The sequence below is a fragment of the Metasolibacillus sp. genome, from assembly GCF_025291715.1.
GTDB classification, from domain to species: domain Bacteria; phylum Bacillota; class Bacilli; order Bacillales_A; family Planococcaceae; genus Metasolibacillus; species Metasolibacillus louembei.
On the sequence record NZ_JAMBIZ010000005.1, the window covers coordinates 147,000 to 168,806 of the forward strand.

At 36.5% G+C, this 21,807-nt stretch carries 24 protein-coding genes; 15 read left to right on the forward strand and 9 right to left on the reverse strand.

The features are described 5' to 3' along the window. Nucleotides 1-19: 19 nt before the first annotated feature. Nucleotides 20-1,354 (forward strand): type I glutamate--ammonia ligase, encoded by a 1,335-nt coding sequence (gene glnA, locus M3Z76_RS05590; RefSeq protein ID WP_293921226.1) that lies wholly within the window; start codon nt 20-22, stop codon nt 1,352-1,354. Nucleotides 1,355-1,582: 228 nt separating this feature from the next. Here the strand turns inward: glnA and M3Z76_RS05595 are convergent, their stop codons facing one another. From M3Z76_RS05595 to M3Z76_RS05605, 3 genes are all read right to left on the reverse strand, one after another. After that, nucleotides 1,583-1,903, reverse strand: coding sequence for a DUF4183 domain-containing protein (locus M3Z76_RS05595; RefSeq protein WP_293921224.1), 321 nt, complete (start codon nt 1,901-1,903; stop codon nt 1,583-1,585). 130 nt (nt 1,904-2,033) lie between these two features. Further along, on the reverse strand, nt 2,034-2,363 hold the full coding sequence (locus tag M3Z76_RS05600) for a DUF4183 domain-containing protein (protein WP_293921222.1): 330 nt from the start codon (nt 2,361-2,363) through the stop codon (nt 2,034-2,036). A 593-nt stretch (nt 2,364-2,956) separates the two neighbouring features. Then, complete coding sequence (locus M3Z76_RS05605) at nt 2,957-3,676, reverse strand: sulfite exporter TauE/SafE family protein (protein ID WP_293921220.1); 720 nt, start codon at nt 3,674-3,676, stop codon at nt 2,957-2,959. Nucleotides 3,677-3,835: 159 nt separating this feature from the next. Between M3Z76_RS05605 and M3Z76_RS05610 the strand changes: the two genes are divergently transcribed. From M3Z76_RS05610 to M3Z76_RS05630, 5 genes are all read left to right on the forward strand, one after another. Then, a complete protein-coding gene (locus M3Z76_RS05610; protein WP_293921219.1) occupies nt 3,836-4,543 on the forward strand; it encodes a DNA alkylation repair protein in 708 nt (235 codons plus the stop codon). A 92-nt stretch (nt 4,544-4,635) separates the two neighbouring features. Continuing rightward, nucleotides 4,636-5,178 (forward strand): 5' nucleotidase, NT5C type, encoded by a 543-nt coding sequence (locus M3Z76_RS05615; RefSeq protein ID WP_293921218.1) that lies wholly within the window; start codon nt 4,636-4,638, stop codon nt 5,176-5,178. Nucleotides 5,179-5,364: 186 nt separating this feature from the next. After that, complete coding sequence (locus M3Z76_RS05620; protein ID WP_293921217.1) at nt 5,365-7,455, forward strand: DUF2339 domain-containing protein; 2,091 nt, start codon at nt 5,365-5,367, stop codon at nt 7,453-7,455. 108 nt (nt 7,456-7,563) lie between these two features. After that, complete coding sequence (locus M3Z76_RS05625; RefSeq protein WP_293921216.1) at nt 7,564-8,316, forward strand: prepilin peptidase; 753 nt, start codon at nt 7,564-7,566, stop codon at nt 8,314-8,316. A 95-nt stretch (nt 8,317-8,411) separates the two neighbouring features. Beyond that, nucleotides 8,412-9,104, forward strand: a complete 693-nt coding sequence (locus M3Z76_RS05630) for a gamma-glutamyl-gamma-aminobutyrate hydrolase family protein (protein ID WP_293921215.1) — start codon at nt 8,412-8,414, stop codon at nt 9,102-9,104. Between the two features lie 393 nt (nt 9,105-9,497). Here the strand turns inward: M3Z76_RS05630 and lexA are convergent, their stop codons facing one another. Continuing rightward, the gene (gene lexA, locus M3Z76_RS05635) at nt 9,498-10,118 is read right to left on the reverse strand and encodes a transcriptional repressor LexA (RefSeq protein WP_293921214.1); all 621 of its coding nucleotides are present in this window, start codon (nt 10,116-10,118) and stop codon (nt 9,498-9,500) included. Between the two features lie 287 nt (nt 10,119-10,405). On the opposite strand from lexA, the gene yneA reads away from it, so the two are divergent. From yneA to M3Z76_RS05670, 7 genes are all read left to right on the forward strand, one after another. After that, nucleotides 10,406-10,741 (forward strand): cell division suppressor protein YneA, encoded by a 336-nt coding sequence (gene yneA, locus M3Z76_RS05640; protein ID WP_293921213.1) that lies wholly within the window; start codon nt 10,406-10,408, stop codon nt 10,739-10,741. Beyond that, nucleotides 10,741-11,397, forward strand: coding sequence for a YneB family resolvase-like protein (locus M3Z76_RS05645; RefSeq protein WP_293921212.1), 657 nt, complete (start codon nt 10,741-10,743; stop codon nt 11,395-11,397). Before yneA ends, M3Z76_RS05645 begins: the two co-directional genes overlap by 1 nt. A gap of 99 nt (nt 11,398-11,496) precedes the next feature. After that, entirely contained in the window at nt 11,497-11,733 is a 237-nt protein-coding gene (locus M3Z76_RS05650; protein WP_293921211.1) for a DUF896 domain-containing protein, read from the forward strand. 153 nt (nt 11,734-11,886) lie between these two features. Continuing rightward, the gene (gene tkt / locus M3Z76_RS05655; RefSeq protein WP_293921210.1) at nt 11,887-13,881 is read left to right on the forward strand and encodes a transketolase; all 1,995 of its coding nucleotides are present in this window, start codon (nt 11,887-11,889) and stop codon (nt 13,879-13,881) included. A 179-nt stretch (nt 13,882-14,060) separates the two neighbouring features. Further along, a complete protein-coding gene (locus M3Z76_RS05660; RefSeq protein ID WP_293921209.1) occupies nt 14,061-15,119 on the forward strand; it encodes an immunity 26/phosphotriesterase HocA family protein in 1,059 nt (352 codons plus the stop codon). 771 nt (nt 15,120-15,890) lie between these two features. Further along, entirely contained in the window at nt 15,891-16,124 is a 234-nt protein-coding gene (locus M3Z76_RS05665; RefSeq protein WP_293921208.1) for a hypothetical protein, read from the forward strand. Between the two features lie 90 nt (nt 16,125-16,214). Further along, nucleotides 16,215-16,631 carry a VOC family protein gene (locus M3Z76_RS05670; protein WP_293921207.1) on the forward strand — a complete coding sequence of 139 codons (417 nt, stop codon included), beginning with the start codon at nt 16,215-16,217 and terminating at the stop codon, nt 16,629-16,631. 82 nt (nt 16,632-16,713) lie between these two features. Here the strand turns inward: M3Z76_RS05670 and M3Z76_RS05675 are convergent, their stop codons facing one another. The 5 genes from M3Z76_RS05675 to M3Z76_RS05695 form a co-directional block, all read right to left on the reverse strand. Beyond that, nucleotides 16,714-17,346, reverse strand: a complete 633-nt coding sequence (locus tag M3Z76_RS05675; RefSeq protein WP_293921206.1) for a response regulator transcription factor — start codon at nt 17,344-17,346, stop codon at nt 16,714-16,716. Continuing rightward, nucleotides 17,339-18,364, reverse strand: coding sequence for a sensor histidine kinase (locus tag M3Z76_RS05680; protein WP_293921204.1), 1,026 nt, complete (start codon nt 18,362-18,364; stop codon nt 17,339-17,341). The genes M3Z76_RS05675 and M3Z76_RS05680 overlap by 8 nt, the downstream gene beginning before the upstream one ends. Beyond that, on the reverse strand, nt 18,361-19,038 hold the full coding sequence (gene liaF, locus M3Z76_RS05685; protein WP_293921203.1) for a cell wall-active antibiotics response protein LiaF: 678 nt from the start codon (nt 19,036-19,038) through the stop codon (nt 18,361-18,363). Before liaF ends, M3Z76_RS05680 begins: the two co-directional genes overlap by 4 nt. Before the next feature lie 108 nt (nt 19,039-19,146). Further along, nucleotides 19,147-19,800: a PspA/IM30 family protein gene (locus tag M3Z76_RS05690; protein WP_293921201.1), complete on the reverse strand. Its 654-nt coding sequence runs from the start codon at nt 19,798-19,800 to the stop codon at nt 19,147-19,149. A 15-nt stretch (nt 19,801-19,815) separates the two neighbouring features. Continuing rightward, complete coding sequence (locus M3Z76_RS05695; protein WP_293921200.1) at nt 19,816-20,157, reverse strand: lmo0954 family membrane protein; 342 nt, start codon at nt 20,155-20,157, stop codon at nt 19,816-19,818. A 228-nt stretch (nt 20,158-20,385) separates the two neighbouring features. Between M3Z76_RS05695 and M3Z76_RS05700 the strand changes: the two genes are divergently transcribed. Together M3Z76_RS05700 and M3Z76_RS05705 are read left to right on the forward strand one after the other, a co-directional pair. Next, complete coding sequence (locus tag M3Z76_RS05700) at nt 20,386-20,622, forward strand: YneF family protein (RefSeq protein WP_293921199.1); 237 nt, start codon at nt 20,386-20,388, stop codon at nt 20,620-20,622. 275 nt (nt 20,623-20,897) lie between these two features. Then, nucleotides 20,898-21,800, forward strand: coding sequence for a nuclease-related domain-containing protein (locus tag M3Z76_RS05705; RefSeq protein ID WP_293921198.1), 903 nt, complete (start codon nt 20,898-20,900; stop codon nt 21,798-21,800). Nucleotides 21,801-21,807: the final 7 nt, after the last annotated feature.

The window sequence follows — 21,807 nt, forward strand, 5'->3', positions numbered from 1 at the left end:
TAAGAGGAGAGTGTTACATTTGGGTAAGTATACAAAAGAGGACATTAAAAAGCTGGTTCAAGAGCAAGAAGTAAAGTTTATTCGTTTACAATTCACTGATATTTTAGGAACAATTAAAAATGTTGAAATTCCAGTTAGTCAGCTAGATAAAGCATTAGATAATAAAATGATGTTTGATGGCTCTTCAATTGAAGGCTTTGTTCGTATCGAAGAATCAGATATGTATTTATTACCTGATTATGATACATTCATGATTTTCCCATGGACAGCTGAAAAAGGCAAAGTAGCGCGTTTCATTTGTGATATTGCAAACCCAGATGGCACACCGTTCGCTGGTGACCCACGTTCAAACTTAAAGCGTATGTTAAAGGAAATGGAGAAATTAGGCTTTACAAGCTTTAACTTAGGACCAGAGCCAGAATTCTTCCTCTTTAAATTAGATGAAAAAGGTGAACCAACACTTGAGTTAAATGATGATGGTGGTTATTTTGACTTAGCACCAACTGACTTAGGTGAAAACTGTCGTCGTGACATCGTGCTTGAGTTGGAGGAAATGGGCTTTGAAATCGAAGCATCCCACCATGAGGTAGCACCAGGTCAGCACGAAATCGACTTTAAATACGCAGATGCTATTACAGCATGTGATAATATTCAAACATTTAAATTAGTAGTAAAAACAATTGCTCGTAAGCACGGCTTACATGCAACATTTATGCCAAAACCGTTATTCGGTGTAAATGGTTCAGGAATGCACTTTAATGTTTCTTTGTTTAAAGGGAAAGAAAATGCCTTTTATGACGAGCAAACAGAGCTTGGCTTATCAGAAACAGCAATGCAATTTATGGCAGGTGTATTAGAGCATGTACAAGGTTTTACGGCGGTAACAAACCCAACAGTAAACTCTTATAAGCGTTTAGTACCAGGCTATGAGGCCCCATGTTATGTGGCATGGTCAGCACGTAACCGTTCACCATTAATTCGTATTCCATCATCTCGTGGTGTTTCTACACGTATCGAAGTACGTTCTGTTGACCCATCGGCAAATCCATATTTAGCGATGGCTGTTATTTTACAAGCAGGCTTGGAAGGTATTCGTAAGCAATTAACGCCACCACCAGCAGTGAATCGCAATATCTATGTAATGACAGAGGAAGAGCGTGAAGCGAATGGTATTTTAAACTTACCAGCGGCATTAGATGATGCATTGACATTATTAGCGAAAGATACAGTTATTCAAGAAGCATTAGGTGAGCATATTTATGCGAACTTTAAAGAAGCAAAAGATATCGAATTTGATATGTATCGCTCTACTGTTCATCAATGGGAGCGCGAACAATATTTAAAAATGTACTAAAAGAAAAGCGTTGGAGCTATTAGGTTCCAACGCTTTCTTTTGTTATTGCCCTAACTTATCCATGTACTGTTCGTAACTATTCATTGTTTGTTCTGCATTATTAAGAAAAGGAAAGACTCATATGACAAACAAGGAAAAATTAGTGATTTTAAATAGCATGGAGGTTATAGAAACGGATGGCAATAAAACACGCATTGAAATTTCAACCGTAGCATTATTAATTAAAGATTAAGTTTGTGTAACTAATTCTACGGCTTCCACTACTAATGGAGTTCCTGCTGTGATTGTACCTGTAACACCGTTAAATGTTAATTCTGTTGCAGAAATTGTATACGAATCACCTTCTTGTAATACGCCATTAATATAGAAATTATAGTAGCCATTTGCTACTACAGGAAATGCGGTAGCGGCAGTTCCACTATCGTCTAGAAAGGCAGTTGCAGCAACTGTAGTACCGTCTGTGACAGGTAAATTTGCTGCTAAAACATTAAAGAATCTAGTCGAAGTGCCAGTAACATTTACATGAATATTGATAATTGAAAGTGCCATTTTTTTCACCCCCTTTCAAGGGATAAAGGAATTCTATATTATCTTTGTTGGAAACCTAATGATTCTATAATGATTGGAGTTCCAGCAAAGATAGTTGCATTAAATGGGTTTAGAGTTAATGAATTAGGGGTTACCTGGTATGTGCCCCCTCTTGCATGACGGCATTAATATAAAGATTAACGTAGCCATTAGGATTAAAAAGTGTAAATTCGGTTACTGGATTGCCATTATCATCTGAAAATAAATGAGTTGGAAGTGTTACTCCGTTTGTTAAATCAATATTTTCTGTAACGATATAAAAATATCTATTTATTATGGGAATAATAGTTCCTTCAGGGATAATGACTGGAGGCGGTTGAATAGAACATATGTCAATAGCTTTCATAGGAGGCCAAAAAAATCGATTAATTGCACAATAACTGTTGTCAATCAAATTTTGCGAGCCTAATTTTTTAATCATTTTTTCTCACCTCCCTTTTTATCTTATGAATTAAGATTGGAGGGGGATTGGTAGTTTGTCTATTAAAGAAAATTAAATCACTATTTTAGGATAGGTGAGGCTACTAAAATGAAGATAAAATTTTGAAGAAATCAGGAGGCTAGACAACAATACGAGGCGTTTGAAGCGTGCAAGTTGGACACTGGCAAGTATGATTGAGAGAGAATAGGGCACATCAAAGGCTATCAACCAATAGAAGGACTAGATTGTTAATAGATGCAGCACTAGATAAAGTAGCCTTTAAGCATTTAACAACACCTTTAACGAAATTTTAAAGAGGAGATGGTAGGACAGTTATCAAAAAAATCTGGGCAATAGCCCGTGATCTTGGTATGGATTGGCAGGATGTATATAATGCGTGAATGTACACTTAAAGGATTAAAGAGAATTTTGCTATCAATGCAAGGTCATAAATATGCGCATCCCAATAAGGCTACTAAAATGCATTTATGGAAACTAGAACAGCAATTAGGCTAGGATGATCCACAGCGTTTATAGGGTTTTATCAAGATAAAACCTGTAGAGAAACAAAAAGCGCCCTACAGCATTTTATGTTAGTTAAAATAATCAATAAGAAGATAAATACCTGTGAAGCTTAAAAGAATATATGTAAGAATTTTAAATGCATTTTGATTTAACCATTTAAAAATAATTTGTCCTACATACAAGCCAAATAATACGATCGGAATTGCGTAAATGCTTGATTGCCATATGAATAGGCTAATACCAGTAAAGCATATTTGTGCAATAAGACTAATTAAATAGATAAATAGATAGAAAGCAAGTGTAGTTGCACGCAGCTTCGCTTTTTCTGTATTTGTCCCTGTAAAGTATAGCAATAAAGGTGGTCCAGGCATCCCGATGCTTGTTGTTAAAAGTCCAGATAATCCGCCAACGATAAAGTCACGAACAGGGGTTGGCTTAACTCTAAAATTCAGTATTAATAATAATGTTAGCAATAACAGCAGTATCGCAATGCCTAATTTAAACATTTCGATATCAATCGAAATAAAAAGCATAATACCAAAAGGTACGCCAGCTATACTGCCAATGGTTAGCCTTTTTAAAATCGTAAAATCAATTGTTGCTCTTATTTTCCATATTAATGAAAGTGAAATAAATAAAGATAAAATAATATTTATTTGAATCGCCTCTTGTGGGAGCAGCAACATCAGCAGAAAAGGCGTTGCCATAATGGAAAAGCCAAAGCCTGTACTTGTTTGCAGCACAGAGGCGACAAATAAAATGCATGCAAAAAATAAAATAGTTTCCAAGGTAGCCTCCTTTTCAAAATCTGTAATCTCTATTGAATTATAAAAAATTAATCTCTTTATATTATAACGGATTAATAGGATAGAGGATATTTCTTCACTGACCTGTAATGAAAATGATAAACTAAGGTCAAAGTAATAATGACAAAAGGAGCAAAATGAATGGACTTTCAAACCGTCATGCAGGAGCTAGAAGCATTAGGAAAAGAGCGTATGAAAAAGACTTATTGTTCAAATGGGGCGAAGGAGCCTGTTTTTGGCGTAGCAACAGGTGCGATGAAGCCGATGAGAAAAATGATTAAAACGAATCAAGCGCTTGCAGAGCAGCTATATGCAACAGGCAATTATGATGCGATGTATTTTGCAGGGGTTATTGCAGAGCCAAATACAATGACAGAGGCAGATTATGATCGTTGGATTGAGCAAGCATATTTTTATATGCTATCAGACTATGTTGTAGCGGTAACGCTAGCAGAGGCAAATATTGCAGAGCAAGTAGCTGATAAATGGATTGCTAGTGGTGAAGAATTGAAAATGTCAGCAGGCTATAGCTGTTATTGCTGGCTGCTTGGCAATCGCAAGGATGAGACATTTTCACAAAGCAAGCTTGCTAATATGCTGGATGTTGTAAAAGAGACAATTCATACTGCGCCAGAGCGAGCAAAATCAGCGATGAACAATTTTGTAACAACGGTAGGGGTGTCGTATAAGCCATTACACGAACAGGCATTGACTACTGCGAAGGAAATCGGTGTTGTTGAAATGAAGAAGGCTGGTAAAAAAAGCAGCTTCTTAAATGCGTTAGAAAGCATTGAAAAAGAAGTGGAAAAGGGACGAATTGGCTTTAAACGCAAACATGTAAGGTGTTAAATTTGTAAAATTTGTTAAGTTAATTACGCATGCTTGTTTCTCGTTTACAAGTTGATTACACTTAGAAAAGGAATGAAAGAGGAGGCTATATAATGAGAAAAAGTATTGCAATTGATATGGACCAAGTATTAGCTAATTTTTATAAAAAGCTTTGTACAACATGCAATGAACGATTTGGGACAAGTTATACAGATGAAGAATTTATAGGTGGGACTCGACGTAACTTGCCAGATGAACAGATGAAAAAATTGTATGGCTTTATGAATGAGGCAGATTTTTTTGGAGACTTAGAATTATTGGACCAAGATGCGATTGAAGTGGTGAAAAATTTGCAGGAGCATTATGATATTTTTATTGCAACAGCTGCAATGGAAGTTCCAGGCTCATTCAATGCGAAATACGATTGGTTAGAGCGTTATTTCCCATTTATTAATAAACAAAACATCGTATTTTGTGGCACGAAATCAGTTATTCACACAGACTATTTAATTGACGATAGCCCATATCAGCTAGAAGCATTTAAAGGTACTGGTATTTTATATTCCATGCCATATAATCAAACAACAGAAGGCTTCATACGAATGAACAATTGGAAGGAAATCGAAGCCTACTTCCAAGAACAGCTTATAAAATAAAACAGTCATTGATTGTCAAAAAGTAGGTTAGTCTGCTTTTTTGGCAATCTTTTTTGTACCGTATACATTTTCCTACAGCTTACACTTAATCCCCTACTTTATTCTTAATTTTCACGCGATTCGACAGAAAGTTCGTCATAGCTTCTATAAGCATGTGATAAAATGTATAAAAGGTAGGTGGGATGAATGGAAAGAGAATGGCAGGAAAGAGTCAAACGGCTAGAGCAAGAGGTTGCACAGCTACAGGCAGAGGTAGCAAAGCTTAAGCATGGTCACGAAAAACAGTATGTAGCACCTAAAACAGAAGAAAAACCTGTTATCATTACAAAGACAAAAGCTGTCATAAAGCAGCCTGTCGAAAAAGCTATAAATGAAACGAAGGCACCTGAGATAGTAGCGAAGCCGACAAAATCCTTTGAGGAGCGTATAACAACTATTTTACCGAAGCTGTTTATGGTTATTTTAGTGCTAGGTATTTTATGGGGGCTAAAGCTAGCAAGCGAATTCGGCTTCTTATCAGATACAGTGAAAGTTATGATGGCTTACATCGTATCAATCGCTATCGGCATTTATGCATGGCGCCTTGAGAAGAAAAAAGAAGAAGTGACAGCAATGGTCATCTCTTTATACGGTGGTTCCTTTATTATTGGTATATTGGCGACTGCAGCAGGGGCAATTTTATATGAAATATTCGCATTAACGGTGGCACTTGCTATTGCACTACTATATATCGCATATGGGGTTGCCATTAGCTATTTAAAAGGGAGTCAGGCATTAACAACCTTTGTTGTATTTACATCTTTACTATTACCTTATTTGCTAGAATATATGGATTTTGAAAAAGTATTTATTTTAATTTATATTATACTGATTTTTGGAGCCATTCAGCTCGTTATTTTACAGCATCAGCAACAAATTGCCCTTTATATTGCTATGATTTTTTCACTATTGGCAATACAAATTATTTGGTTTACACAATACAATCAAACACTGTACTTTGCATGTAGTATCATCATTCTGTTAGCGCTATTTTTGAATAGCTGGTGGCAGCTATTTATACGTAGCGAAAGATGGAAGGTTATACAAGAAGGTGCATTGTTTAGCGTTAGCAGTTTTGTGCTATTGCTTTTTAATATTTTTATTTTAAATGAGCCATATCAAATAGGTTATTTATTTATTATATTTGTACTTTATGTAATCATGGCCTTTATCGCACATAAAAAGAGCGAGCGTCATGTTTTCGATATTGCGGCGACAATTGCATTACTATTAACATTTAATATGGTGATGACGTTTGATTTTGCACAAGACTATGATCGACTCGCCTATGTTTTATCAGCTCTTGCAGGTATGATGTTAGCAATACGCTTGCGAGCATCGCTAATGAAAATTACGTATTCAACTATTTTATTTATGATGGCATTTGCTTTATATGCAACGACAGATGTACGACCATTTTGGTATGTAGAAAATATAGCGATAATTGTCCTTATTGTAGGTCTAGCCCTTGCTTATATTTATGCGAAAAGACCAAAAGAAGAGCTGATGCGCTTTGAACGGGGGTTAGCTAAGTACTATGCAATGGATGTCATTGCAGCAAGTATTATTTTCTTCGTTATTCTGTATATGGCAAAGCTTGATTTTGCTTATATTTCAACAACATCCCATATTCCGTATATTGTCTTTAGCTTAACCGCTATTGCTCTGCTTGTTGTTTTAATTATGGATAACCGTTGGCTCGGCATTTTTGCACCAGCATTACTCATTGTTTGCTACTTTACGCAAAGCTTGGCATTACTTACATCAGGCACAATGGATAATACGCATAGCGTATTGCAGCTTGTAACGCGTAGCATTTTCATTTTAACGCTCATTGCCCTGCTTGCTGACATATATAAAGAAGGACGTATTTATCAAAAGTGGAAAAGGTTCATTGAAAAATATATTGAAATCTATATAAATGTAGGTATTCTTCTAACACTATTGCATTTCATTAATCTTGCATCCTATTTATACGCGATTGACCTATTGACATGGGGCATTGCGATTATGATGAAAACATTGATTCTCTTTGCAGCAGCAAGCCTAACAATATTGTTAGGAAGAAGGCGACAATGGAAAAAGGTTACAGCAACAGGCTTTATTTTATTATTAATCGCAATATTTAAGCTTATTTTCTTTGATTTAGCCACATTAAACCTGTTAATTCGGGCAATTCTCTTTATGATCATCGGTGCAGCAGGAATGTTGTTGTCGGGGAGATTAGGGAGGAAGTAAGAAGCTGTAGGGAATGTAGAATTTCTATATTTCCCTACAGCTTTTATTCCTTTATATGGTATGATAAAAAAGTAAAACGACTATTTTAATTATGTAGGTGAGTACAAAATGACAATTATGTATCTGTTTTTCTTTTTGTTATTAGGACTGATACTCGGTTCTTTTTATAATGTTGTTGGTTTACGTATCCCCAAAAACAAATCTATTATTTTCCCCCGTTCTTCCTGCTCAAACTGCCAGCATACTTTAACAATCATTGAGCTAGTCCCAATATTTTCGTATATTTTATTGCGTGGGAAATGTCGCATATGCAAAATTCGTATTTCCCCAATTTATATGATAATTGAGTTCTTCACAGGCATCCTCTTCGCATTTTCTTATTACCAACTAGGTTTTTCAACAGAGCTATTTGTTGCCTTGCTCTTCATTTCACTTTTAATGATTATTACAGTTTCCGATATTGCCTATATGTTAATACCAAATAAAATTTTGTTATTCTTTTTACCTTTACTTATTTTAGGACGTATATTATCGCCCCTTACTTTATGGTGGGATAGCTTGCTTGGCGCAGTGATGGGCTTTGGTCTATTATTGCTTATTGCAGCTGTATCGAAGGGTGGTATAGGAGGAGGCGATATTAAGCTATTTTTCTTAATTGGTCTTGTGCTTGGGACAGTGAGTACATTACTTACACTTTTTTTAGCAGCGATGATTGGGATGCTATTAGCTATTATCCAGTTAAATTTATATAAAAAAGATCGCAAAACACCAATTCCATTTGGCCCATCTATTGCATTGGCAAGCATTATCATTTATTTTTATGGCAAGCAAATAATGGCATGGTATATGCAATTGCTTTAAAAAAGGAATTTTGAATTATCTAAAAATTACGTTGCTCACTGCAAATAACTAGCATATGATAATAGTAATAACTTACAAGTGAGGAGAATGTAATAATGAAGCCAATAATCGGGGTAACGATGCATACAGGTGATAAAAAACTAGAAATAAATGAAACATACATACAGTCTGTAGAGCTAGCTGGAGGAATTCCTTTATGCATTCCACATCTCGATGCATATGATGTGGAGCAAGTATTAAATAAAGTAGACGGTCTACTATTAATTGGGGGACATGATGTCAACCCGCAATTATATGGGCAAGAGCCGCATCAAAAGCTAGGTATGTTTCATACAAAACGAGATAACAGTGATTTAGCCATTGTACAAAATGCCTTTCAGCGCAATATGCCGATATTGGCAATATGTCGCGGTCATCAAGTATTGAATGTCGCATTTGGCGGTACGTTAATTCAAGATATTCCATCACAATCGGAGCAATCAATTGCACATGTGCAAGCTTCTTTAAGAGATGAGGCAACACATACAGTTAAAATTAATGGAGAAAAGCTTCATGCTATTTTTGATGTGGAGCAAGTCCGCACAAATTCCTTCCATCATCAAGCAATTGATCAGCTAGGAGAAGGATTAGTCGTTGCAGGTGTTGCAGCAGATGGCATCAACGAAGCGGTTGAACATGAAGGACATCCATTTTGTATTGGGGTACAATGGCATCCAGAGGCAATGGCACCATCTGGTGATGAGCATTCTATTAAACTTTTTAAAGCATTTATTGAAGCATGTAAATAATAAAAAGGTATATGGGTGTCTGAAAAGAGGTATATTAAACCTCCTTTTCGGACACTTTTGCTGTTTTGTTAAAATATTTGCTGAAGTACAGCATCCATTAATAGAAGAAAAATTTCATAGGAAATCGCCAATTTTATTTAAAAATCCACAAAAATCATGCTATTAATTATTGAAATGGGCTATTTTTGAGAAATTATCAATCATTGTTGAACATGCACATTTTTTATTTGTTATATAAAATAGCATTAATTCCTCACTAGCAAGCTTTTTAGTGATTTTTCTTCATATTCATTTCACCTCAAATATTCTTCTTTATTTCCACAATGTAATTATTCGAAAGCTATGCTAGCTAAAAAGCGGAGCTGCCCAAAGATGGGTAGCTCCGCTTTTCATTTATTGGATTTTACGATATAGTCCAACAACATGACCTAAAATCGTTACTTGATTCACTAAAATTGGGTCCATTGAAGAGTTTTCAGGCTGTAAACGGAAATGCGTTTTTTCTTTATAAAAGCGTTTAACCGTTGCTTCATTATCTTCTGTCATTGCTACTACGATATCACCATTATTGGCTGTCGATTTTTGTTTTACGATCACATAATCTCCATCTAGTATACCTGCTTCAATCATTGATTCACCCATAATTTCAAGCATAAACAGTTGATCTTCAGCAGAGCCATAGGAGTTAGGTAACGGGAAATATTCCTCAATATTTTCAATGGCAGAAATAGGAAGTCCAGCTGTTACTTTACCGATTAACGGGACATGGATAACGCCTTGTTGTTCAATATCATTATCGCTAGTATCCAAAATTTCAATTGCGCGTGGCTTTGTTGGATCACGTCGAATAAGTCCCTTGCTTTCTAAGCGAGCTAAATGTCCATGCACAGTAGAACTCGATGCTAAACCGACTGCTTCTCCGATTTCACGAACTGACGGTGGATAACCTTTTGACTTAACCTCTTCTTTAATAAAAGCTAAAATTGCTTCTTGGCGTTTTGATACTTTTGTCAACTCACTCACCTCTTTTAATTTTTAGTAAAATATCCTGCCTCTCTAAATATAAAGAGAGGGAACTATAGTTAGTCTTGCTCAGCATATGTAGAAAGCCTACTGAACTAAAATAAAGCCTTAAATAACACATAATTGGTAGAACAAATTTTCTTGTTTTTAGTATAACAAAAGAGAAAACAGAAAGCAAACGTTAGTTCGAAAAAAATATTGACAAGAAACGTTTGTTCGTTTTATTATAAGAACATATATTCCGAACGGATATTCTATTTATTTAGGAGGAGTTAAATATGAATTGGTTGAAAAAAAATAATTATATTGCAATTTTTGTTGCATTTACGCTGTTTGTCATTTCAATACTAGTAATTACAGATGAAGAAATTGAACAATATGAGGAAATTGTTATTGCTCATGGAGATACGCTATGGTCTTTGGCTGAACAATATCGAGGCAAAATGTCAACAGAGCAATGGATTGGCTTTGTGAAAAAAACAAATTATCTTACGGATGAAAAAATAGTAAGTGGACAGCAGTTACTAGTTCCAATAGAAAAGCGTTCGATCATTGCAAATGCAAATCAATTAAGTGAGGATAGCCATTCGCGTGAAGTGGCGAATAAAAACTAATGGTTAGACAAGCGGCAGTTATATATGCAAGAGTAAGCACTGAGAAATCGACACAGCATACATCTCTTGCAAGACAAAAAGAAGAGTTAAAAACATATGCCAACAAATTAAATTACAATATAGTAGCAATATTTGAGGATCAGCAGAGTGGCTTTGATGTGGAGCGTGAAGGATTATTAGACATGTTAGATTACATGAAAGTAAACAATATTAAAGCATTGTTTATACAAGATGAAACACGATTAGGGCGTGGCAATGCTCGTGTAGCTGTATTGCATCTTTTACAAAAGCAGGGTGTGTCTGTTCTAACCTTAAATGATGCTGGGCCTATCTCATTAAATGAAATGGATACAATGCTGCTAGAAATTTTAGCAATAGTAGAGGAATATCAACGTAAGCTACATAATGCTAAAATTCGACGTGGCATGCGCCGTGCAGTCAATAACGGCTATCGTCCAGAAAATAATTTAAAGAATAGAGGCAATATCGAAGGACGCGCACGAATTGATATACCGATTGAGGAAGTTATAAAGCTGCGTACAAAAGGCTTCACGTTCGAAGAAATTGCTACAACATTGAGAGGGTTAGGCTTCGATGTGAGTAAAGCAACAGTTCATCGTCGCTTTAAGGAATATCAAGAAGAACATGAGATGTGAGTAGTTTGTTCAAAACGTAAAGCGCAAGGTAAATCACTTGCGCTTTACGTTTTTTTCTCATACCTTTGTAGTATGGAGTTTTAGAAAGGTGAGAAAAATATGTTATCAAAACAAAAATTAACTCGAATTAATACACTCGCAAAAAAAGCGAAGGAAGGTACGTTGACAGAGGCAGAAGCCAAGGAGCGTACAGCACTTCGTAAAGAATATTTAGATACATTCCGTGCAACGATGCGTGATACGATTGAGCATGTAAAAATTGTTGATCCAGAAGGCAATGATGTTACACCAGATAAAATAAAAAATATTAAAAAGCAGAGGGATTTTCCAAACTAATGTTATCATGATTCAGTACAAAATCCGAAATTTACAAAATAGTACATTTAGTATGATGAATTTCAAAGAAAACAGCTACTAACCATTGTTTTCTTTAACGTTCTTGACTACACTATAAAAGTAGACTATTTAGCACGAGAAAGGATGTCAAAAATGACTCAAACTCCGGATCAACTTGCAATTAATGCAATCCGCACATTATCAATTGATGCAATTGAAAAAGCAAATTCTGGCCACCCTGGTTTACCGATGGGGGCAGCTCCAATGGCTTATACACTATGGACACAGCATTTACGCCATAATCCACAAAATCCAAATTGGTATAACCGTGACCGTTTTGTATTATCTGCTGGTCATGGCTCTATGTTACTTTATAGCTTATTACATTTAGGTGGCTATGACTTACCGATGGAAGAAATTAAAAACTTCCGTCAATGGGGCTCATTAACACCTGGTCACCCAGAGTATGGTCATACTGCTGGTGTTGAAGCAACAACTGGACCACTTGGACAAGGGATTGCAATGACTGTGGGTATGGCAATGGCTGAAGCACACCTTGCGGCTAAATACAATAAAGATGAGCATAAAATCGTAGATCATTACACATATGCTTTATGTGGTGATGGGGATTTAATGGAAGGTGTAGCTGCTGAGGCGATTTCATTAGCAGGTCACTTACAATTAGAAAAATTAATCGTACTTTATGATAGCAATGATATTTCATTAGATGGCGAATTAGGCATGTCGTTTTCAGAGAATGTCCAAAAGCGCTTTGAATCATACGGATGGAACTATTTGCGTGTAGACGATGGAAATGATATTTCAGAGCTAAACGCTAAAATTGAAGAAGCTAAGCAATTAAAGGGCAAGCCAACTTTAATTGAAGTAAAAACAGTAATTGGCTATGGTTCACCAAATAAATCCGGTAAATCAGATTCACACGGTGCACCACTTGGCGCAGATGAAGCAACTTTAACAAAAGCACATTATGGTTGGGATCATGAGCCATTTAACGTGCCACAAGAAGTGTATGAAACATTTAAAGCGGCGGCAGAGCGTCAAGGTGTTGCAGCAGAACAAGCTTGGAATGAACAATTTGAAGCTTACCGAGCTAAATATCCAGAGCTAGCAGCTGAATTTGAAAATGCAATGGCAGGTGACTTACCAGCAGATTTCGCAGCTGAAGTACCTGTGTATGAAGCAGGAAAATCAGTAGCTACCCGCTCATCTTCTGGTGATGTCATTAATGCTTTAGCGAAAAAACTACCATCATTATTCGGCGGTAGTGCAGACTTAGCAAGCTCAAATAAAACAACAATCAAAGGTGCAGGCGATTTTTCAGTAGAAAACTATGCAGGTCGCAATATTTGGTTCGGTGTGCGTGAGTTTGCGATGGGAGCAGCGTTAAATGGTATGGCATTACATGGCGGCTTAAACGTATTTGGTGCAACATTCTTCGTGTTCTCTGACTATGTTCGTCCAGCAGTACGCTTATCAGCATTAATGGGCTTACCAGTAACATATGTATTTACACATGACTCAATTGCTGTTGGGGAAGATGGCCCAACACATGAACCAGTGGAGCACTTAGCTTCATTACGTGCAATGCCAAACTTAAATGTAATTCGTCCAGCAGATGCAAATGAATCAGCAGAAGCTTGGAAGCAAGCGATTTTATCGCCAAACACACCAACGGCTTTAGTATTGTCACGTCAAAACTTACCTGTGTTAGACACAACAGCACAATTAGCTGCTGAAGGTGTAGCACGTGGTGGCTATGTTGTATCACCTGCAACAAAGGCAACACCTGATGCAATTTTAATTGCTGCAGGTTCGGAAGTTTCTCTAGCAGTAGATGCACAAAAAGCATTACTTGCTGAAGGTGTCGACGTATCAGTCGTGTCAATGCCATCAACATTTGCATTTGACCAACAAGATGCAGACTATAAAGAATCTGTATTACCAAAAACTGTTACGAAGCGTTTAGCAATCGAAATGGGTGCAACACAAAGCTGGTATAAATATGTTGGCTTAGAAGGTGATGTACTAGGTATCGACACATTTGGCGCATCAGCACCTGGCGATTTAGTTATCGAAAAATTCGGCTTCACTGTTGAAAACGTAGTAAATAAAGTAAAAGCGCTATAAACTATTCATAAAATATAGAAAGACTATTACGCAAAGTTTTTCTGATAGCTACTTGTATTTTTATTGCAGTGTTTTTAAGCTTTTAAAATAAGCTAACTTAATTTTAGGCTGTTTAGAAATGATTGATTCTTTCTAGACAGCCTTTTTTCTAAACTAATCTAAATTTAAGGGGGGATTGTATGTGGATGACCAATGAAAAACGGGCATTTTTTAGATTACAGCCTATTCAAGATTTTTGGGATATGGTGCAATTGTCACCAGAGTGTACAATTTATTTCGAGGGTGACATTATAGTAAAACGCATTGACCAAACTGAAAACGCCTATTTGGAAAAGGATATCTCGATTGCTACACGAGATAGACAATATATTTTACCGAAAACGGCTCGGGGGAAAGAAAAAAAGCTAACATATCCTAGTTTGTATAGTCGTTATGATGGGATGTTGCTATTTAAATATAGTGTATACAATAATAAAGGTTATATCGATTTGGAGCATGTTGAAACGAAAAGATCATTACCAATTCCTCGTTTTGATGCAGAAAATTTAGCACAAGTTGAAGAGCGATTAACGCAATTTATTACATCTCCACCATCTACCTCTAAGGAAAAGCTAGAACAGCTCTTTACAAAGCTAAAGCGCCATAAAATAAAAGTAGGGGATGTTTTTAAAGTCGAGCGTTCAATGACGACACATGGTTATATCGTTGTAATTGGGGATGTAACGAAAATGAGAAAAGATGGGATGTTTTCGAAGGAAAGTATTTGGCATGACTTGATGACAGTTCCTCTTTTTGTAAGAGTTTATCATATTGAAACAGAGAAAGATTTATCACTAGAAGAAATAGCGAAATTGCCGTTTTATGAAGGCTGCCAAATTGTGATGGATGACCAATTTATGCGAGGGCAATACCCATTTATCGGTAACAAGCAATTAACGGAAGCGGATATCGAGCTGCCATTTGGATTTGGTCCATCACTTTATTTTGAAGACCATTCTTCACGAATTAGTTGGGGGTTAGCGACGATTGCAAAGGAAGGTATCCCATTGGACTACTACAATCTTCAGCATGGAGTTAGCAATGGGGTAAGGTTTGGACATAGCCCTTTTGATCAGAAAAATTATGAGATGGCATTTGAATTCTTTAATATGGAACAGCTTGATTTTGATACATTTAATATGCATTATGGTGGTCTAACAAAAGCGCAGTATTTGGACTATGTACAACCTAGCAAATAAGAGAAGCGTTGACATAAAGCTGTTTACTTGCAATAAAGTTATTAAAAAATAAGATGATAGGCCCCTTAAACTTCAAACCAACGAGGTTTTAAGGTGAAAGCTACTATTAACTATTTATAAGAGAGGCAATAACTAATTTTATATATTCTATAGTTTATTAGGGGTTTATCAATAGACATATGCAAAGGTAGCGAAACACTACTTTTTCATCCTTAATTTATATTACATGAAGCAAAGGTTTGGTTGAATAACAGTTGCAGAAATTATGCTGAGGCGTAATTGCGTCGGAGGGTTTGGGGCAACATGATGTTGGTCACTCAATCGTTGCGCGCGTGACGTGGCGCTCGTAGACTGAGTTCCTCTTTCTAAGTGGGTAGTTTGGACACCCACTGAATGAAGGGTAATCTAAATATTCATCGCACCACCTATAGAAGTAGGTGTTTTCTATAAATGTCCGCATCGAGATGTACATTTTTGCTTGTCTAAGCATGTACACTTTCGCTCAAAATGTACTTCTCTATTCATGTGTATGAATAATTACAACTTGACTTGGAGACCTCTACTCGCATGAATCGGCAGCCAAAACCCAGCTAATACAAGGGCTGGCTAGCCGAAAAAGGCTATCATGCTCGCCACTCCAAGTAAAGTTGTAATATACATTGGTGAGCAAAAATGTACATGGTTATACGAGCGTTTTTGTACGTACTTATAAGCGCATTTATAGTTTTCTACTGAATCATGATAAACGATATGAATTATGTAGGACTAATTGTGAATGAGCAGGTAAATGAAATACCAATAGGAATGGAATATATTGAAGTAAATAAAAGCTACATAACGACAAGGGGGCATATATCTAGTTTAGGAGAACTTCATTTAAATTTATTGAAGTGGTCACAACAACAAGGCTATCAAAGGGATCTCGATTCTTATATTATCGAGACATATCATCCAAGAAAGGACGGGGATGAAGAAGTACAGATTTATTTACCTATTAAAGCTTAAAGTATAAACCACAATTCTTTAGTTTCAGAATATAAAAAGTGTTTCGCTTTACAGGAGCGAGTTTTTTGAAGGTATGAAAGGAGACAAAAAATGGGCGAAAAGTTATTAAGGATAGGAACAACATATATACCAGTTACGAATGTAGACCTCTCTTCTGATTGGTATGTAAAAAAATTAAACGCAGAGTTAAGCTATAAGGATCAAGACAAAGCTATTTTAAATTTTGCTAATCAAAGCATTTTTCTTGTGAAGTCTGATAAAAATCAAAGTGCTAATTTCTTTGATATTTATGGAAATGAACGTTTTTCATTAACATTTGAAGTGAATGGATTAAATGCTTTAGAAGCAATACACAAAGATTTTAAGCAAAATGAAATTAGAGTTGAAGAGATTGAAGATAGGGGACACGCTGGAAGAAATTTTGTTTTTTATGATTTAGATGATAATAAATTTGATGTATGGAGTGAGCTTAGTCCAATCTTTAAAGAAAAATTTCTTACGTCTTAATTAATAAGATATGAACTTTTAACTAATATTTAATAGCCTTATTACAATATCAATTGTAGTAAGGCTATTAGTAACAGCTATATTATTTTGCAAGCCCATTTTGAAATGCATAGACGACCGCCTGTGTGCGGTCTTGCACATCTAATTTACTTAAAATGTTGCTGACATGGGTTTTCACGGTTTTCAAAGCGATAAATAATTCGTCTGCAATTTCTTGATTAGCCTTTCCTTTTGCCATTAAAAGCAGCACTTCCATTTCACGCTCTGTTAAGCTTTCATGCAGTGGGGCAGTCGTGCCACCACGCATGCGAGAAATCATTTTTGTCGTCACCTCAGGCTCTAATACCGTTTCGCCATCCATCGTTTTACGGATAGCATCCGCGATTTGCTTGGCATTCGATGTTTTTAAAATATAGCTTACTGCGCCTGCTTCTAAAGCTGGATATACTTTGTCATCATCTAAAAAGCTTGTTACCATCATTACCTTAGCAGTCGGCCATTCCTTTAAAATTTTTTCAGTTGCTTCTGCACCTGTCATAACAGGCATCACATTATCCATTAAAATTAAATCAGGACGTAAAGCTAATGCTTTTTCAATTGCCTCTAAGCCATTTTCTGCTTCGCCAATAACCTCTATATCAGGCTGTGCAGATAGGTAGGCTGCTACACCGATACGCACCATTTCATGGTCATCTACAAGTAATACTTTAATCAAGCTGCTCACCTTTCTTTCTAGGAACTTTCACTTCAACAATTGTCCCTTCATTAGGAACGGAGACAATTTTATAAAGACAGCCAATCTCAACAGCACGCTCTGCAATATTTTTCAAGCCATATGAGGTGCTTTTATCGGATTGATTGTCAAAGCCCTTACCATTATCTTGAATACGTAAAATGGCATAGTCATCACGCGCGACAAATAGTAGCTCAACAACGGTTGCCTTTGCATGACGCAGCGTATTAGAAAGCGCCTCTTGGGCAATACGGAAAAGATGGTCTTCCTCTGCTTTTGTTAGCTCGATCTCCTCTAGTTTATATTCAATATGGAAATAGACCTTTTGCTGTAGCTCCTGAATTAAATCATTTAAGCCTTCTGCTAATGTTTTATTGCGTAGTGCAACAGGACGTAAATGTAAAAGCAGTGCACGCATTTCTAGCTGTGTTTGCTGGACAATTTTTTCCACCTGCTCTAGCTGGCGCTTTGATTGTGCATTTTCCTCCTGCTCTGTTAAAGCAGAGAGCAGCATAGAGGCAGCAAACAACTGCTGCGACACAGAATCATGTAATTCACGTGCTAATCGCTGGCGCTCCTCAATTAATCTTTCTTGTACAATTTTATCATTTGTTTCTGCTTTTTCATTGGATAAACGCTGTAAAGCAGCTCTTTGTGATTCGATTAAGGCACCGGCCTCATTAATCGCTTTTTTCATAGAACGAGAGATGCCGCGTTTTTGTAGCGGCATAAATTCAGGGTCTCTCAATTTATTAATTGTACGAATTGTCGAGATTTCACGTGTTTTAGTTAATGCAGACATCCACATACTAATAATAACAGCAATCGTTAAAATGATGCTGACAATCGTGAAAACAATTGGTACTTCACCAAGCTTTTCATCAACAAAGAAGCGCCACGTCGGTTCGGTTGGTTCACCTAAAATAAAGATAAAAAAGCCAAATGACATGGAGGCTAAAAGGGCGAAGATGACAAAAATGCGAAAAATAAATCCAATCATGCGCGTGTCACCTCCACGTCACCAAGCCATGTTGAAACATTAATAACTAATAGGCGTTTATGATCGATTTGCCCATCTTCAAATTTTAAATTTTCATTAAAGAGACGCTTTGGCGGCTCATGCAGGCAGCTTGCTTCTCCATACACTGTTGTATAGTGCAAACGAATCGACACCTCATATGGCACAATAATATGCACCTTACCGATTGCTTGTTGAATTGTAATGACCGATTTGCCCTCAGGTAAAATCGTTTGTGTTGTATCAACTACAACGTCACCGATGAAACGCTTTAAAAGTACATCTTCCCATTTATAAGGCTCTGTCGATGTAGCCATCGTTTCGATTAATTTATTTTTCGTTGTGGAGGAAGTCCATCCTTGATTTGTTACTTCAATTGTTACTTCATCTTTTGTTAATTGCTTATAAATTAAATAGCCAATGAGGACGATAAAATATAGTCTTAAGCTCCATAATGTGAAGAGGGCAATAAGAATAAATAAGGCACCTGTCCATAGCAAAAATTTACGGCGTTTGTTAATGCCAAAATAAACAGAAATAATACCGAAAAATAATAAAAAAACAGTGCCATTATGAAATAGTGAAAGCTCTATTAACATAACGAGCAATAGGCCTAATAGAAAAAAAGTAAATTGATCTGTAGTGAGTCGTTTCATAAAGGCGGCCTCCTTTCAAAGTTTTTATCTTGCGTCAGCTGATGTACAGACATCAGCTGACGCAAGATAAAAGGGAGAGGATGTATAGTGTACCCTCTCCAATTATGGCTATTCTACTATAGCATGATTTTGTGGTTCTTCGTTAGTTGTAATTAACTTTTGTTCTTTTTCAAGTTTAGCTAATCGCGATTCAAATGTAGTCACTTCATATTTATGGTCAATTTTTGTCGCAATATTGTCAAAGTAGCTTGAAAGCTCTTCAAAATTGCTTGTATCTTGATTGTGCAAGACTTTATCCATTTGGTGGTGTGCACGTACTACATTTTCCTTGCCCATTAACTGTAGCTGACGTACTTTCATATCTTTAATTTTGTGCTTCATTGTTTCAAATTTGCGCTCTAATTCAAAGTATTCAGCTGTGCATACATCGATGCTTGAAAGTAAGCCCATTTTACGTGCAGTATAGGCTTCTACCTCCGCTTGTGCGAAAATAATTAAATCTTCCTCGCCGCTAATTGTTGCAAGCTGCAATTGTTGCTCGCGCTTTGCTAGCATTGTTTCTGTTTCTTTTAATTGTGCCTCAAGCTCTTTTTTTAGCTGCCCTTGACGTGCAAGTAGCTTGCCTGTTTGCTCCGTTTGCTGCTCGGCCTGACGGATGTATTGATTTAACAAGGCAATAGGGTTTTTGCTTTCCTTTTTATCAAAGAAATCATGTAAATCTGCCTGTAATTGATATTTAAAGCGTGTGAATAAGTTTGTCATAATTGTTCTCTCCTCTTATTTAGATAATTTTGCCCATTCTTTTTCAAAGTTATTAAATGGATCGTCGCTTGCTTCCACAACGTTTGAATCTTTTTTCCAGTTTTTTGCGATGTAGTATAATGCAACAATCGCGATTAAGCCGATAAATGCTGGAATGTTAGATGCAGCTGTTAGGAAGCCTATCAATGCTAATGTGCCACTCATAATTTTGCCAAACACCGATGTTGATTTTGTGTAGTAATGTAAACCTGCTGCAACAAGCAAGCCTGACAGTAGCAAGCCAATCATCGGCCCTAGTAATGATAGTGCAACGATAAAGGCGATAGCGCCTCCGATAAAGTAAAAGAATTTTTTCATTTTGTTGTCCTCCTTTTGTTGATACCTTTATGTTAAAGCAAGTTCGCATTTTAGATAACGACCTGTAAATGTATCTTTTGCTAGGTCTTGAGGCTGAGGGGGAGTAAGACTATAAAATTTAGCTAGCATTGCAAAGATGCTTCTATATGAATTAAGATAAATAACAATAGAAAGCATAAATAAAGTAGTGTATAATGCTTTGTGGAGAGTTTTCTCAGGAGATAGGTAATGGAGGAGGTTGGTTTAACGATGTGGGCATGGATTCTTGGAATAGTTGTTGCTTTAATTGCTGGGGTGGCATTAGGCTTCTTCCTTGCACGTCAATATATGATGAAGTACTTGAAAGAAAATCCACCGATAAATGAACAAATGATTCGTGTTATGATGGCTCAAATGGGACGTACACCGTCTGAAAAGCAAGTCCGTCAAATGATGGCTCAAATGAATAAAGTTCAAGGTAAATAATAAGGAGAGATGTCTGAATGAAGATTCGGGCGTCTTTTTTTATTGGTGAAATATAGGTATAATTTATTATGATTCAGTAGAAAACACCCACTTTTATAGGTGGTGCAATGAATACTTAGATTACCCTTCATTCAGTGGGTGTCCAAACACTCACTGAATCCTAATAAAGCCTCTGGCGGATGTCAGGGATTTTGAAAGGAGTCCATTGTGCTTGCACAATGCAAAATCCCGACGCAATTACGCCAAGGCGTAATTGATTAAAAAGGAGGAATAACATGATTGTTTTGCCACGTAAAAAGTCTATGAAAGTAACTCTACTTGAAGCAGCAGTGCGTCGCGGTTTTACAGAGTTTAAAGAAGAATTAAACCGCGTGCAGTATGGCATAGCTGGAGAACACTATGTTGACCGTAGCTGGCACGATATGCAATTGAACGAACCCCATTTTTTACTCCATGATTTTCAAACAACCTCCCATCAAATCGATACGATTTTTCTTTGCGATAAATTTTTGTTGGTTATTGAAATAAAAAATATTGCAGGACGAATTGATTTTGATGAGACACGCCATCAATTTACACGCACATTAGAAGACGGAAGTATCCAAGGTTTTCGAAATCCACTTGATCAAGTGCGACGTCATCAACGCATGCTTCAGCAGCAATTTCCGACATTTCCTATTATATATGCGGTAGTCCTCGCACATCCGAAAACTATTATTGGGCGAATGCCTCCACACGAGCCAGTTCTACATAGCAGTGGCTTAGAATTTCATGTAAGAAAGCTTCTATCAAGTTATACTCCACAAGTAACCTCAAAAGAGCTTCACGCTATGCTCCATCAATTAAGACAAATGCAAGCTATTGTAAAGCCACAAGTAAATATTGATAAATCTAAAATACGCACAGGTGTGCTTTGTGAGCAATGTGATGTGCAGATGCAATTCGAACGCGGTTATTTTATCTGCCTATCTTGTGCTATAAAGGATGATGGGACTTTATTACAGCAAGCATTGCACGATTATGGCTTGTTGGTGAATGAATGGATTACAAATGAGGAATTTAGGCGATTTGTTCATATAGATTCATTGTATGCAGCGAGGCGATTGTTAAAAAAATTCGATTTTTCTTTTGAGGGGGAAAATAGAGGAAGGAAATATTTGATTTCTTTTAAGGAATGAAGCTGTT

What these genes read in the sequence shown, in the direction of transcription:
- M3Z76_RS05705 (WP_293921198.1), top strand. Translation starts at nt 20,898, where the DNA reads ATGATTGTTTTGCCACGTAAAAAGTCTATGAAAGTAACTCTACTTGAA.
- M3Z76_RS05695 (WP_293921200.1), bottom strand. Translation starts at nt 20,157, where the DNA reads ATGAAAAAATTCTTTTACTTTATCGGAGGCGCTATCGCCTTTATCGTT.
- tkt (WP_293921210.1), top strand. Translation starts at nt 11,887, where the DNA reads ATGACTCAAACTCCGGATCAACTTGCAATTAATGCAATCCGCACATTA.
- M3Z76_RS05600 (WP_293921222.1), bottom strand. Translation starts at nt 2,363, where the DNA reads ATGATTAAAAAATTAGGCTCGCAAAATTTGATTGACAACAGTTATTGT.
- M3Z76_RS05700 (WP_293921199.1), top strand. Translation starts at nt 20,386, where the DNA reads ATGGAGGAGGTTGGTTTAACGATGTGGGCATGGATTCTTGGAATAGTT.
- M3Z76_RS05650 (WP_293921211.1), top strand. Translation starts at nt 11,497, where the DNA reads ATGTTATCAAAACAAAAATTAACTCGAATTAATACACTCGCAAAAAAA.
- yneA (WP_293921213.1), top strand. Translation starts at nt 10,406, where the DNA reads ATGAATTGGTTGAAAAAAAATAATTATATTGCAATTTTTGTTGCATTT.
- M3Z76_RS05595 (WP_293921224.1), bottom strand. Translation starts at nt 1,903, where the DNA reads ATGGCACTTTCAATTATCAATATTCATGTAAATGTTACTGGCACTTCG.
- M3Z76_RS05615 (WP_293921218.1), top strand. Translation starts at nt 4,636, where the DNA reads ATGAGAAAAAGTATTGCAATTGATATGGACCAAGTATTAGCTAATTTT.
- M3Z76_RS05610 (WP_293921219.1), top strand. Translation starts at nt 3,836, where the DNA reads ATGGACTTTCAAACCGTCATGCAGGAGCTAGAAGCATTAGGAAAAGAG.
- M3Z76_RS05680 (WP_293921204.1), bottom strand. Translation starts at nt 18,364, where the DNA reads ATGATTGGATTTATTTTTCGCATTTTTGTCATCTTCGCCCTTTTAGCC.
- M3Z76_RS05690 (WP_293921201.1), bottom strand. Translation starts at nt 19,800, where the DNA reads ATGACAAACTTATTCACACGCTTTAAATATCAATTACAGGCAGATTTA.
- M3Z76_RS05645 (WP_293921212.1), top strand. Translation starts at nt 10,741, where the DNA reads ATGGTTAGACAAGCGGCAGTTATATATGCAAGAGTAAGCACTGAGAAA.
- M3Z76_RS05620 (WP_293921217.1), top strand. Translation starts at nt 5,365, where the DNA reads ATGGAAAGAGAATGGCAGGAAAGAGTCAAACGGCTAGAGCAAGAGGTT.
- M3Z76_RS05625 (WP_293921216.1), top strand. Translation starts at nt 7,564, where the DNA reads ATGACAATTATGTATCTGTTTTTCTTTTTGTTATTAGGACTGATACTC.
- liaF (WP_293921203.1), bottom strand. Translation starts at nt 19,038, where the DNA reads ATGAAACGACTCACTACAGATCAATTTACTTTTTTTCTATTAGGCCTA.
- M3Z76_RS05660 (WP_293921209.1), top strand. Translation starts at nt 14,061, where the DNA reads ATGTGGATGACCAATGAAAAACGGGCATTTTTTAGATTACAGCCTATT.
- M3Z76_RS05630 (WP_293921215.1), top strand. Translation starts at nt 8,412, where the DNA reads ATGAAGCCAATAATCGGGGTAACGATGCATACAGGTGATAAAAAACTA.
- M3Z76_RS05670 (WP_293921207.1), top strand. Translation starts at nt 16,215, where the DNA reads ATGGGCGAAAAGTTATTAAGGATAGGAACAACATATATACCAGTTACG.